The sequence below is a fragment of the Burkholderia vietnamiensis LMG 10929 genome (genome assembly GCF_000959445.1).
Lineage (GTDB): Bacteria > Pseudomonadota > Gammaproteobacteria > Burkholderiales > Burkholderiaceae > Burkholderia > Burkholderia vietnamiensis.
This window is the reverse complement of record NZ_CP009632.1, coordinates 880,052-891,561: the sequence shown is the minus strand read 5'-3', so window position 1 is coordinate 891,561 and position 11,510 is coordinate 880,052. Positions and strand designations below refer to the sequence as shown.

14 protein-coding genes are annotated in these 11,510 nt (G+C 67.6%); 10 read left to right on the top strand and 4 right to left on the bottom strand.

From position 1 onward, the window contains the following. Positions 1–135: 135 nt before the first annotated feature. On the top strand, positions 136–1,026 hold the full coding sequence (locus AK36_RS28825; protein WP_045579815.1) for an amino acid ABC transporter substrate-binding protein: 891 nt from the start codon (positions 136–138) through the stop codon (positions 1,024–1,026). An 85-nt stretch (positions 1,027–1,111) separates the two neighbouring features. On the opposite strand, the gene AK36_RS28820 is transcribed toward AK36_RS28825, so the two are convergent. After that, on the bottom strand, positions 1,112–2,503 hold the full coding sequence (locus tag AK36_RS28820) for a PAS domain-containing sensor histidine kinase (RefSeq protein WP_014726061.1): 1,392 nt from the start codon (positions 2,501–2,503) through the stop codon (positions 1,112–1,114). Positions 2,504–2,606: 103 nt separating this feature from the next. Here AK36_RS28820 and AK36_RS28815 point away from each other — a divergent pair, with 103 nt between their 5' ends. Then, a complete protein-coding gene (locus tag AK36_RS28815; protein WP_224056605.1) occupies positions 2,607–2,984 on the top strand; it encodes a hypothetical protein in 378 nt (125 codons plus the stop codon). A gap of 19 nt (positions 2,985–3,003) precedes the next feature. On the opposite strand, the gene AK36_RS28810 is transcribed toward AK36_RS28815, so the two are convergent. Continuing rightward, positions 3,004–4,197 carry a Crp/Fnr family transcriptional regulator gene (locus AK36_RS28810; RefSeq protein ID WP_224383424.1) on the bottom strand — a complete coding sequence of 398 codons (1,194 nt, stop codon included), beginning with the start codon at positions 4,195–4,197 and terminating at the stop codon, positions 3,004–3,006. 109 nt (positions 4,198–4,306) lie between these two features. Further along, the gene (locus AK36_RS28805) at positions 4,307–4,522 is read right to left on the bottom strand and encodes a hypothetical protein (RefSeq protein WP_045579814.1); all 216 of its coding nucleotides are present in this window, start codon (positions 4,520–4,522) and stop codon (positions 4,307–4,309) included. Between the two features lie 560 nt (positions 4,523–5,082). On the opposite strand from AK36_RS28805, the gene AK36_RS28800 reads away from it, so the two are divergent. The 5 genes from AK36_RS28800 (at position 5,083) to AK36_RS28785 (ending at position 7,966) form a co-directional block, all read left to right on the top strand. Further along, on the top strand, positions 5,083–5,532 hold the full coding sequence (locus AK36_RS28800; RefSeq protein WP_014726054.1) for a CBS domain-containing protein: 450 nt from the start codon (positions 5,083–5,085) through the stop codon (positions 5,530–5,532). A 66-nt stretch (positions 5,533–5,598) separates the two neighbouring features. Further along, a complete protein-coding gene (locus tag AK36_RS28795; RefSeq protein WP_224023938.1) occupies positions 5,599–6,075 on the top strand; it encodes a hypothetical protein in 477 nt (158 codons plus the stop codon). A 48-nt stretch (positions 6,076–6,123) separates the two neighbouring features. Continuing rightward, on the top strand, positions 6,124–6,306 hold the full coding sequence (locus tag AK36_RS33555; RefSeq protein ID WP_131754558.1) for a hypothetical protein: 183 nt from the start codon (positions 6,124–6,126) through the stop codon (positions 6,304–6,306). A 517-nt stretch (positions 6,307–6,823) separates the two neighbouring features. After that, the gene (locus tag AK36_RS28790) at positions 6,824–7,288 is read left to right on the top strand and encodes a hypothetical protein (protein WP_014726050.1); all 465 of its coding nucleotides are present in this window, start codon (positions 6,824–6,826) and stop codon (positions 7,286–7,288) included. 228 nt (positions 7,289–7,516) lie between these two features. After that, complete coding sequence (locus AK36_RS28785; RefSeq protein ID WP_011880413.1) at positions 7,517–7,966, top strand: CBS domain-containing protein; 450 nt, start codon at positions 7,517–7,519, stop codon at positions 7,964–7,966. A gap of 39 nt (positions 7,967–8,005) precedes the next feature. Here the strand turns inward: AK36_RS28785 and AK36_RS28780 are convergent, their stop codons facing one another. Further along, positions 8,006–9,607: a bifunctional aminoglycoside phosphotransferase/ATP-binding protein gene (locus AK36_RS28780; RefSeq protein ID WP_045579988.1), complete on the bottom strand. Its 1,602-nt coding sequence runs from the start codon at positions 9,605–9,607 to the stop codon at positions 8,006–8,008. A 373-nt stretch (positions 9,608–9,980) separates the two neighbouring features. Between AK36_RS28780 and AK36_RS28775 the strand changes: the two genes are divergently transcribed. The 3 genes from AK36_RS28775 (at position 9,981) to AK36_RS28765 (ending at position 11,340) form a co-directional block, all read left to right on the top strand. Next, complete coding sequence (locus AK36_RS28775) at positions 9,981–10,421, top strand: hypothetical protein (RefSeq protein WP_034193567.1); 441 nt, start codon at positions 9,981–9,983, stop codon at positions 10,419–10,421. Between the two features lie 131 nt (positions 10,422–10,552). Next, positions 10,553–11,023 (top strand): universal stress protein, encoded by a 471-nt coding sequence (locus AK36_RS28770; RefSeq protein ID WP_045579813.1) that lies wholly within the window; start codon positions 10,553–10,555, stop codon positions 11,021–11,023. Between the two features lie 41 nt (positions 11,024–11,064). Continuing rightward, positions 11,065–11,340 (top strand): DUF1488 family protein, encoded by a 276-nt coding sequence (locus AK36_RS28765; protein WP_045579812.1) that lies wholly within the window; start codon positions 11,065–11,067, stop codon positions 11,338–11,340. Positions 11,341–11,510 lie beyond the last annotated feature (170 nt).

Sequence of the window (11,510 nt, the reverse complement as noted above, 5' to 3'; positions counted from 1 at the left end):
GAGGGGCGGCGCCTACAGTGAATTCACGTCGGGTCTCGAACACGCGCGGCGACGGATGCGGAATGCGTTCCGCCCGTGGCCGCGACGGCTCGCGACACCGCGCCCGCGGGGTGCCCATCGTGGAAAGGGGGAGTCATGAGACATCGGTCCTTTGCCGTGCTCGCCACATTGCTCGCGGCGTGCGTCGCGTCGACGGCCGCATGCGCGCAGACGCTCGACAAGATTTCGCGGTCCGGCCGGATCGTCGTGTCGTACCGCGAAGCCGCGGTGCCGTTCAGCTATCTGCTGACGCCGCACAAGGCCGTCGGCTTTTCGGTCGACGTGACCGAGGCCGTCGTCGACGACGTCCGCAAGACGCTGCGCAGGCCCGACCTGCGGGTCGCCTACGTGCCGGTGACCGGACAGAACCGCATTCCGCTGCTGGTCGACGGCAGCTACGACCTCGAATGCGGATCGACGACCAATACGTCGGCGCGCGGCAAGGACGTCGCGTTCTCGATCAACTACTTTTATGCCGGCACGCGGCTGATGGCGAAGCGCGCGTCGCACATCGGCGACTACGCGGACCTTGCGCACCAGGCCGTCGCGACGGTTGCCGGAAGCACGAACGAGAAGACGTTGCGGCGCGAACTCGCCGCGCGGCACATCGATGCCGACGTGGTGCTCGCGAAGGACTATGCGGATGCACTGCAGATGGTCGCGACCGACAAGGCCGCCGCGCTCGCGCTCGACGACGTTCTGCTGTACGGACTGCGGGCGAATGCCGACGATCCCGGCAGTTGGGTCGTCGCCGGCGACGCGCTGCAGGTCGAGCCTTACGCATGCATGGTGCGCAAGGACGATCCGGCGTTCAAGCGGCTCATCGACGGCACGCTCACGCGGCTCATCGGAAGCGGTGAGTTCGCGCGGCTCTATGCGAAGTGGTTCGAATCGCCGATTCCGCCGCGCGGCGCGAATCTCGACATGCCGATGAGCGCGGCGCTGAAGACGAATCTCGTCACGCGCAGCGATCGGCCGGCCCAATGATCGACGAAGGCGACGTGCGCGCAGCGGTCGAACGCGCAACTGCCGCTACGCTCGCCTCACCGTCATGAACGGCCTCCGGTGTGCGCTAGCGGCGCGACAACGACGACAAGTGCACGACGAGTTCCTGCCCGCCCGTGGCGAGCGTCTTCCAGTCGGCGTCGCCGCCGATCGTCGCGACCTGCTCGCGTATCGCGAACAGCGCCGGAGGGCGCTGCCGGTCGACGAAGGCGTCGTCGAGCGCGCCGTCCTCCCGGATCGTCAACCTGACGAAACCGCTGGCCTGCCGCAACTGCACGCCGATGCGCGCAACGGGCACGCGCAGCCGCGCGGATTCGAGCGCATCGCGTGCGATCCGATAAAGCACCGACGCGGCCGCATCGTCCACCACGGTCGCGCTGAGGTCGGTGTCGATCTTCACGCCGTATCGGGCGAACAGATCCTGCGCGAGCCACTCGAGCGTGGCGGCGAGCCCGAACTCGTCGAGCATCGGCGGCCTGAGGTCGGCGGTAAGTTGCCGCACGTGCGCGGCGAGATGGTCCAGATGCGCGTCGATCTTCCGGCTGGCTTCGTCCGCGGTTCCGTCTCGCTGCATCAGCTGCGCATAACGTGCGTTCAGCGCGGCGATCTCGATCTTCAACGCGTCGAGCGGTTGTGCGAGCCCTTCGTGAAGCTCGCGGGCAACGCGTGCGAATTCGGCCTCGCGCTCACGCTGCACGCCGCGCGCGAGCTCGCGCAACGCATGGCGCGATTCGCGCAGCTCGCGCTCGGTCGCATTGCGGCGCGTGACGTCGTGGAACGTCAACAGCACCGGCGCATGAACTGCGTCGCTCGATACGGTCGCCAACACGTCGACGTCGCGGGTCCGACCGTCGCGGCGCGTGAGGACGCCAGCCGTCGGCTCGGTCCGCCCGTGCGGCGCGACTGGCGCCATCGCCAGTTGTCGACGCACGCCTTTCAGGCCGTCCGCGTCGAGCCACGCGGATGCCGCTGTGGCGATCACGTCTGCCGGCGCGAGCGCGCCGAGCAGCGCGAGGCATGCGTCGTTCACCCCGACGATCACGCCGTCGCGCATCAGCCACGTCGCAACGGGGTTGTGTTCGGCACATGCGCGCGGGTGCGCGGCGCGCGCCGGCGATGCGTCGATGGCGCGAACGCACGTCGCGATGCCGGCGGCGTTTGCGAGCGGTGCCGAGTCCGGTTCGATACGGCGCGCGTGCTCTGTTTCAGCGGATCGACACGTCGCGATGGTAGGGTGGGCCGGCATGCGCGCGCTGCGTCCGACCATGCGTTCGGCTGCCGGATTGAACAGAACGACGTGATCGCGATTGCTGGACGCGACGGGCGTATCGCACGCGGCATTCGTCTGATGGTCCGTGGCGGCGACGCGCTGCATTTTGCAGAAAACCCAGGCCCAGGTTCCGAGCGTGACGAACAGCCCGGCGACGGTCAATACGTCCATCGAATCGTTGTGCATCATCTTCGCGAGTCTCCGAGTGTCAAATATACTTGACGAAGGGATCGCCGCGGAAGAAAAATGGCGAGCCGGCGGGGTCCGGCGAAAGTTTCAATGGCAGAGAGGGGTGTCGCAGGCGCTCCGGCCTAGCGGTCCCTTCTCATTCGAGGCCAGTGGTATGAACATGTTTTTTCGTCTGCCCATCGCGCTGCAGGGACACGCGCACGAGCGTTTCGAGGTCGACGCGCAGGACGATGAATCGTTTGCGGCCCATCAGGTCGATTTCATCTGTGCGCTGTATGGGCGCGCCGAGTACCTGCGCGCGTGCGGCCGCGAGGATCCGGTCGGGGACGCGTTTCTGGCCGGCATCGTCAACGTGCTCGAAGCGCTCGAACTGAACTCCCCGGGCGATGCTCAAGGCTGCCTGATGCGGTTGCAGCAGATCATCGACGCGGTGTTCGCGGCACGCGGGCACAGTGCGGTGCGCGACACGCCGCCCGCCTGAACGCGTTTTCCGTCTTGGGTCAGCGCGTGGCGAACACGCGTGCGTCGTTGCGACACAGGATGCGGTGGCACTCGCACGCGTGGTGCTCGATCGCGTCGCGATCGACGATCGTGATGAGGCCGGGACGATAGCGGATCGCGCCGTCGGTCTCCAGTTTGCGCAGCGTATTGCGGGCGAGCGCGCCGTCGAACGCCAGCACCCCCGGAAAGACTTTCCTGCTGAACTGGATCGCGTTGCCGTCCAGCCGGTCGAGCGTTTGCAGCAGCCAGCGGCACAGCTGCTCCAGCGGCGAATGGTGATGCCCGCACACGGTGAGTTGCGACATCTGCGCGAGCAATGCCTGCGTATAGCGCAGCAGCAGTCGCTGGAACGTGCCGCCGAGCGAGAATTCCTGTTTGGCGACGTCGGCGTCGAGCCGGTATGCATGGCCCGCGCCCTGGACGACCACGCGGTTGGCCGCGCGCGGCTCGCCGATACATGCGGACAAGCCCACGAGCCCGTCGTTGCCGATCATGGCCAGGCCGAGCGGTGCGCTCGCTTTCGTGGAATGGAAGACGACGCAGGCCGCGGTAGTCGGCAGATACAGGTGGCTCAGGCTGTCGCCTTGCTTGTGGAGCACTTGTCCGGGCGCGAGATCGACCGGTACGAGATGCGGTGCTAGCCGGTCGAGTTCGTCGGCCGGCAGCGCACGCAGCAGCCGGTTGTCCGAAGGCGCGGCACCGGTTGCGCGCGCGCCGTCGCGACTGCCGCGATCGGACTGCGTGCCTTGCGCCACGCGCGCGACGAGTTCGAGATGCTGACGGATCAGGATGTCGCGGTTGCTTTCCGGCAGGAGACTCAGGACCGCGGAGCGCACGTCGTCCTGACCGAGCGCATCGAGGATGCGCAGCTTCGACAGCGTGCCGAGGTCGCTCTTACCGGTGCGCCACGCGGATATCTGGGCGCGGGTCAACGCGAGCGCCTCCGCGAGTTGGGCGTCGCTGGGATAGCCGCCCAGCTTCTTTACTTCGTCGAATAATGCATACCAGTCGTGCACGATGTTCAGCCTGCGACGCAGTCCCGTCGCGAGGGCAACAGGGGATCGGATCAGGCGCCCATTTATAGCATAAATGACGCATGAATCCGCGATCGCGAGCGCGCGAATGGTCGGCGCGGTCGACCGGGACGCGAATCGTGTGATGGCGGCGTCGGGCCGGGGGCGGCTTCGTTCCACCGTGCGTCTATACCGGCTTTCATGTGTCTTTCGCACAGCTTTCGCGGTGCGCGCACGCGCGGTGCGCAAACGCCGGACGGCGACGCCGTGATCGACTCGCGCGTCGCGCTCAAAGGCGGTCGAGCAGCGCGAAGATCTCGTCGGTGCGGCGCAGCAGCGCATTATTGCGCTCGACGGTCTCCCTGACCGCGTTCAGTCTCGCGCGCCAGTACGCGGGATCGCTCACGGATGCGCTGCTCGGGAAGTAGGAGCGTGTCTGCTCGAGCAGACGAATGGAACCTTCGATATGGGACAGCTCGCGTTCGACGTCGCAGTACCAGTTCATTCGTGGTCTCCCGAGGTTGACCGGTGCATGCTGAGCCTCGCGACGCGGTCGTGTCTTGATGCCGCTCAACGCAGCGATTCATCCGATTTTTCGCGGCGACGTTCAGCCGAATCGGCATGCTGCATCGCCGCAGTGCTCGGCTGTCGTCGCGTCGGATCCGTCGTTGACCGCTTCGATTGCTTCGATCGCCGAAGCTCGCCGGATGACCTGCGTCAAGGTCGATCGGCACGCCGGAGCGAAGATCGACGTTCCCGCATGTCGATCGCGATCCGCGTCGGCATGTCGGGTGCCGTCTTCCCATGCACGTCGACGAGGCGGCAGGGATCGTGCGCGCGTTGCTCGCGAATGTGCCGAATCGCCCGACGATTTCGCGTTCCGACGCCGCCGTGTCGCGCTGACTAGCATCAATCCGCGGCGGCGACGCCGCATGTACCGTTGTTCGTATCCGATGCGGACACGAGCCGGTGGCCATCCAATGCGACAGCGAGCCGAAGCAGGGCGTCGTGCGTCGCGACGGGCATCGACCGGTGTTGCGCTGAACTGCTGACGGGAGAATCGACATGAATGCCGCGATGCTTTGCACCCGCGATGTCGCCACGTGTACGACGCAGGCTACCGTCGTCGAGGCGGCCGCCATGATGCGCGACGCCCACGCGGGCGATCTCGTCGTCGTGAGCGAACAGGACGGGCGGCGCGTGCCGGTCGGGATGGTCACCGATCGGGACATCGTGCTGACCGTGGTACGCGCCGACGCGGCGCCCGGCGCGCTATTCGTCGGCGACGTGATGTCGGCGCCCGTCGCGCTCGCGAACGCCGACGACGACATCTGGTTGCTCGCGAAGCGGATGCGCCAGCACGGCGTGCGTCGCTTGCCGGTCGTTGGCGCCGATGGGGAACTGGTCGGTGTCGTGTCGCTCGACGACATGCTGCGCGCGGCCGCGGCGCTGCTCGATGAATTGCGTCTCGTCGCTGCGCGTCAGGTGTATTTCGAGGAGAAGCAGCGTGGGTGAGCGGGAACGGTGCGCGGTGTGCGGCGCAGCAGCCGGCTCGATAACGGCGCGCCTCATCGACCGTGCGTGCGCGATGCGATGACGCGCGATCCCGATCCCGATACGGAGGCCGATACCGCTACGCCCGCCCGGCTGCGCTGGTGGCTCGGCTGCGTCGGTCTCTGCGTGCTGCTGTCGGCAGCCATCACATGGCTCGGTGCGATCTACGACCATCCTGTACGCGAAGGTGTCGTCGCCGGCATGAACGCGTCGGAATGTGCGCGCGTGGGCGTGCGCCCGGCCGGCTCGCTGCTGACCACACCGCTTCCGGAAAATGACTTGTGCATGCCGTTGTTCGTGTATCGCGCGTCGTATCCGGACGCCGCGAGCGACGTCGCGTCGTACCGCACGTGGGTACTCCAGCAGCGCATCGCCGAATTCCGGTATCTGGTCGGCTATGTGCTGTTGCTGTGCGCGACGATTCTGGTCGTCGTCGCGGGGACGGTCATGCTGATCCGGCGGTGGCTGCGGCGTTTTGATCGCGGCGCAGGTATCGATACGTGAGCATCGCCGCTGTGGCATCGGCCAGACGGCACGAACGCCGGAACGACCGTGACGATTTCAGCTGAATTGCACGACGCGCATTGCTTGATGGCGATCGAGACGAGCATCGTCGGGGCGGGACGTTATCGCTGCCGCATCCGTGTGATGCGTCCCACGCCAAACGGCAAGTACGACACGTCACCGATATTCAAGGCCGAGCGCGGCGCTGAAGACCTTGCGCAACTGCCATGACGTGGTGCGAGACGAAGAAGTCCGACGCCTTCACGTTGTAACGCATCGGCACGCGCGTTCCAGCGCGTTCGAACACGCGCGCGGCATGCGGGTCGGTACATTGACCTCCGTCAAACCCCATCGCGCGGCGCGATCGAGAATGATCGCAGCGTTCTCGCGCAGTAGCGGCGACATGTGCGGTTCCTGCCAACGCAGCCGACGGCGGCCCGCGCCGAGCGTTCGTCGACGGCTTCGTTCAGACACCCGCTCGACATGTCGGGCCGAAACCGCATACGCATATGAGGTCACGGTGGAACTGCGCATCATGAATGCCGGCCGCATCGATCCGCAGCGAAAAGAGCGAGAGCAACGAAGAGAGACGCAAGGATGAGTAGGTGCGGATACGTCGTTGCAGCGCGTTCGAACGCCGCTTCCCGATGCCCGAAGCGTCGATGCACGCGAGCCTCACTGCATCGTTCGACGACGGCGCGTCGTCCGCGCCATCCGATTCCAATAACCGCCTACGGGAGGAATGATCATGAACTGGCTTGCCGAATACTTCGCGCAGCGCACGAGCCCGCTGGCGCTTTCCATGTGGGCGCATCCGCCGCTCGCGCTCGGGCCGGACGGCCCGGTCTGTCGCGAGCCGTACCGGTTGCCCTATCCGGGCGTCGAACTCGTGTACACGCCGGGCGAAACGGTCGAGCGCGACGGCAATATCTATACGCTGCCGGCGCGCTACGACGCACGCGGGCTGTTCGCCGCGCGCAGCACGGCGCGAGACGACGCCGCATCGTTCTTCCATGAGGTGACGATCTTCGCGCCGTCGCCGTTCAACTCCGACTTCGTGATGACCGTCAACGGCGAGTTTTCGTTCGTGCCGACGTTCTGGCAGGACGGTTCACCGGGCTTCTCGGGAATCTGCGCACCGACAGCCAGCGGCCGCGCGACAGGCGAGCGAAGCGGCCCTCCGTGGCTATTCCAGGGCTATCTCAGCATCTAGGCCGCACCGGGCGGAGCGCGTGCGTGGCCGACGACACACGCCGCGCACATCCGTCGCGCGAGGCGTCGCAGCTGCCGCATCGCCACCCGAACCCCGCCAAAACCCGCACGCCGGACGCACGTTGACGTGAGTCAACCCGGCCGCGGGTGTCGCGCTTACTCTGAATTCGTGGGCACGCGTCGTCGCGGCGCGGGGATCGTCCATGCATCGGGCAACGGGAGCGTAATCATGCACATCGGAAGAATCTGTACCCAGCCGGTCGAGTCGTGCACGGCCGAATGCAGCGCGTTCGAACTGGCCGACCGGATGCGGCACGGGCATGTCGGCGATATCGTCGTGATCGAGTACCGCAACGGCGAGGCCATCCCGATCGGTCTGGTGACCGACCGCGATCTGGTGGTCGAGGTGATGGCGCGCGGTGACGATCCGGCCGACGTGACGGCCGGGCAGATCATGTCGCGCGGTCTGGTCGTGGTGGCGGAGACCGACGAGATCGGCGTCGCGCTCGAGGAGATGCGCCGGTCCGGCATCCGCCGGCTGCCGGTCGTCGACGACGCAGGCCGCCTCGTCGGCATCGTGACGCTCGACGACCTCGTCGAGCATCTCGCCGGATTGCTCGGCGGCGTCGCGGAAGTCGGCAAGCTGCAGCAGATCGAGGAGCACCGGTTCCGCACGTGAGCCACGCGTAAACCTTGCGGCGGCGCGCGCAGCCCGCTTTTACGCGTGCAGCGCCTCGAACAACGGCGCCCAGAACTCGCTGCTTTCGTATGCCGCGGCATCGCAGTCGGTGTCGAAGCGAATCGCGATCGCAGTCTCCGCGTCGGTCAGCGCGTCCGCATGCTCGAGCTGCCGCGCCAGCACGGCGGTGTCGGCATCGGAAGAATCGTTCCCGCGTGCTGCCCTTGCGGCCACGCGTGCGGCGAGCGTGGCCGGGCTCGCGGTGAAATCCAGAATCGCGATGCGCACGCCGCGCCGTGCGGCGAGCGACACGAATGCCGCGCGGTCGGCTTCGCGCAGGAACGTCGCATCGACGATCGTCGTGTAGCCGCTGTCGATGACGGTCGCGGCCGCTGCCAGCAGCCGTTCGTAGATCCGCTCGATCGCCGCGTCCGAATAGGCGCTGGCGGACAGGCGCGTTTCGTCCGGTACGCCCGCGCGCCGCTTGCGCTCGACGTCGCTGGACAGCCGGATTGCGCCGAGCCGCTCGGCCAGCGCGCGGCTGGCCAGCGATTTGCCAGAGCCCGACACGCCGTGACACAGGAGCAGCAGCGGTTGCGCGTCGCGGCGTGTGTCGGCCATCGCCGCTGCAATGCGCAGATAGCGGTCGCGCGCTGCATCGTCGCCCCGCAGTCGCGCGGTCAGGGCGCGCACCAGCGCGCGATAGACGAAATAGCACGGCACCACGCCGAGCGCCGCGTAGTCGCCGGTGCGCGCGAGCCACCCGGACAGCAAGCGGTGCGCGCAATCGTCCCGACCGTGTGCGGAGAAGTCCATCAGCGCGAACGCGAGATCGCTCGCCACGTCGATCCAGCGCAGCGTGTCGTCGAATTCGATGCAGTCGAACATCAGGATGCGGTTGCGCCAGCGCACGATGTTGTCGAGATGCAGATCGCCGTGGCATGCGCGCACGAAACCCTGCGCGTGCCGCTCGGCGAGCAGCGGTGCGATGCGCGTCAGTTCCGCTTCGTACCACGCGTGCAGCGCGGCTTCGCGCGGCAGCGCGACGTCGAGCGTATCGAGCAGCGGCCGGCACTGCGCGGCCACGCTCGCCGCGCTGCCGAAGTGGCTGCGCGGGGCGCGGCGCGGCGCGTGCAGATGATGGCCGGCCAGCGTGGCGGCGAGCGCATCGGCATCCGCGAGGCCGGCGTCGTGCACCGCGCTGCGAATCGACAGCATCGCGTGCGCGTCGAACCGGCGCATGCGTACGAGGTACTCGCCGGGCGTCGGCTGACGCTGCCGGCGCGTGCCGATCTGCACCGGCTCGCCGAATGCGCAGCGTCGGCCGCGCGCGACGAGCGGCCAGACGCCGAGATACAGCGGGCCGGCGAGCGCGCGATTGAGCGTGTATTCCGCGAGCGCGCAGCGGCGCCGCTGCGCGGGCTGCACGAGATCGACGAACGCGAAGCGCACCGGCTTGATGCGTTTGTACGCGTAGCGTCCGGCCAGATAGACGACGGACAGATGCGTTTCGATCCGCTCGATGCGGCCTGCGGGGTGCGGATAGGTCGCCGGACGGCGCAATGCGCGATCGAACTGGATCGCCTTGCGTCGTGCGTTGGCGCGGCCCAGCGAGAACGATACGTGGCGCGTTCGGGACATGGTGAACGGATCGGTCGGGCGAGGCGCGTGTTCGTCGACGCCCCGCGGGTGGAATTCGCACGCAAGCCGCAACGTGCGCCTGTTGGCCGGACGTCGCCGGATCGAGCGACATCGGGCGACCGGCGACGCGACCTCGCTATTGCAGCCGATCGGCGCGCGATCCGGCTTGATACGGGTCAACGCCGCCGTGCAGAGGCACGCTTGATGCAGGTCAACCGCATTCCGCGCGGCGGCAATACAGTCGGTGCCAGTAGTCGCGCAGCGATGCGCGAGCGTGCACGCCGGCGGCATGTGCGTTGCGTCACGGCCGCGGCCGTACGCGTGCACGCCGCGCGATCGTGTGCGGAATTCCTGGTATGGAGAGGCGTTGGCGATGAAGCGACGGGTATTGGCGATCGGCATGCTGCTCGCGTTGGCCGCGTGTGCGGACACGGAGCAGGCGACCGCGTTCAGGAAGTCGGAGACGCAACTGCTGGCCGCGCGTCAGTCCGCCGCGGTGCAATGTTCGACGGCATCCGAATGCGACCGCGAGTGGGCTCGCGTGCGGCGCTACATCGAAACCCATTCGGCGACGCGGATCACGCGCGCGAGCGCCGACCGGATCGAAACGGCGCAGCCGCATCTGGCCGGCGAAGTCTATCTGTGGGCGTCGCGCACCGCAGCGGGCGACGGCGCGTCGGTGATCCGGCTCAAGGCGATGTGCAAAGGCATGTACGACAGCGCCGGCGGCCCCGGATGGCAATACGATGCATGCGCACGGAAAATTCTCGACATCGAGCGCGGCTTCCGCGCGGACGGGAATCTGCCCGGCTAACGCGCCGCGCTGCTGCCGATCGCTTCACGCTTCCAAACCGTTGACTTCGGTCAACGCCCGCCGGCGGCAAGCGCCGATGATGGAATTGCACCGAACGCCACAGGCGCGTCGGTTCTCCCAGCGAGGTCGGTATGTACAAGAACGTCATGGTCGCCGTGGACGGCAGTCCGTCTTCGAAACGGGCGCTCGACGAAGCGCTGAAGGTCGCTGCGTCGTGCGGCGCGCGCCTGTTCGCGGTGTTCGCCGTCGACAAGTCGATCCTGCTCGCGTATGGCGGGCGCATCGACCCCGACGCGCTGCTCGACGACGTGCGCCGCGACGGCACGGCCGTGCTGCACGACGCGGAACGCGCGATTTCGCATGCGGCCGTCAACGGCGACACGGAGCTCATCGAGACGGAACTCGGGCAGGACGTCGCCGAGCGGCTGCAACGCTATGTCGCCGAGCACGGGATCGACCTCGCGGTCATCGGCACGCACGGGCGACGCGGGGTCCGGCGCTTGTTCCTCGGCAGCGTCGCCGAGCGCTTCCTGCGCGGCTCGAGTTGCCCGGTCCTGCTGCTGCGCAGCGACGATCCCGCGCCGGCCAAGACGGCCGCCTAGCGGCCGCGACGAACTGCGCGCTACCTGGTCAGGTCACCATCATGCAGATCTCGTTTCCATCCGAACATCCGACGTATTCCGGCCTCGATCCCGCGCTGATCTTCCCGGCGCTCGTCGAAGGCCGGCGTGTGCGCTGCGCGATCACCGCGGAAGCGCTGGAAGATCACTTTCGCGCGGCCTCGCCGCGCGAGCAGGATCTGGTCGACGCGTTCGCGCGCCATCGTCCTGCGATCGAGCGCGCCGCGCGCTCGCTGCTCGAGGAAATGGGCGGGCGGCCGATCCTGCTGCACAGCGGCTATTTCAGGTTCTGCAGATGAGTGCCGGCCGCCGCCGTCGGCGCGCTTCGAGCGCGCGCGGCGGCGGGCCGGTACGTTGCGTTTCGAACGATCATTCGTCCCTGGCGCGGCAGCGTCGTCGCGCCATTCGATCTTCAGCGCGGCCGCGCCTGTCGGGACGCAAGCGCCGGCCGCACGTCAACCGTCTCAGG

Bases quoted from the DNA above. Each gene is read 5' to 3' on its own strand.
- AK36_RS28770 (WP_045579813.1), top strand. From the start codon at position 10,553: ATGTACAAGAACGTCATGGTCGCCGTGGACGGCAGTCCGTCTTCGAAA.
- AK36_RS28800 (WP_014726054.1), top strand. From the start codon at position 5,083: ATGAATGCCGCGATGCTTTGCACCCGCGATGTCGCCACGTGTACGACG.
- AK36_RS28780 (WP_045579988.1), bottom strand. From the start codon at position 9,607: ATGTCCCGAACGCGCCACGTATCGTTCTCGCTGGGCCGCGCCAACGCA.
- AK36_RS28775 (WP_034193567.1), top strand. From the start codon at position 9,981: ATGAAGCGACGGGTATTGGCGATCGGCATGCTGCTCGCGTTGGCCGCG.
- AK36_RS28805 (WP_045579814.1), bottom strand. From the start codon at position 4,522: ATGAACTGGTACTGCGACGTCGAACGCGAGCTGTCCCATATCGAAGGT.
- AK36_RS28765 (WP_045579812.1), top strand. From the start codon at position 11,065: ATGCAGATCTCGTTTCCATCCGAACATCCGACGTATTCCGGCCTCGAT.
- AK36_RS28790 (WP_014726050.1), top strand. From the start codon at position 6,824: ATGAACTGGCTTGCCGAATACTTCGCGCAGCGCACGAGCCCGCTGGCG.
- AK36_RS28820 (WP_014726061.1), bottom strand. From the start codon at position 2,503: ATGATGCACAACGATTCGATGGACGTATTGACCGTCGCCGGGCTGTTC.
- AK36_RS28825 (WP_045579815.1), top strand. From the start codon at position 136: ATGAGACATCGGTCCTTTGCCGTGCTCGCCACATTGCTCGCGGCGTGC.
- AK36_RS28785 (WP_011880413.1), top strand. From the start codon at position 7,517: ATGCACATCGGAAGAATCTGTACCCAGCCGGTCGAGTCGTGCACGGCC.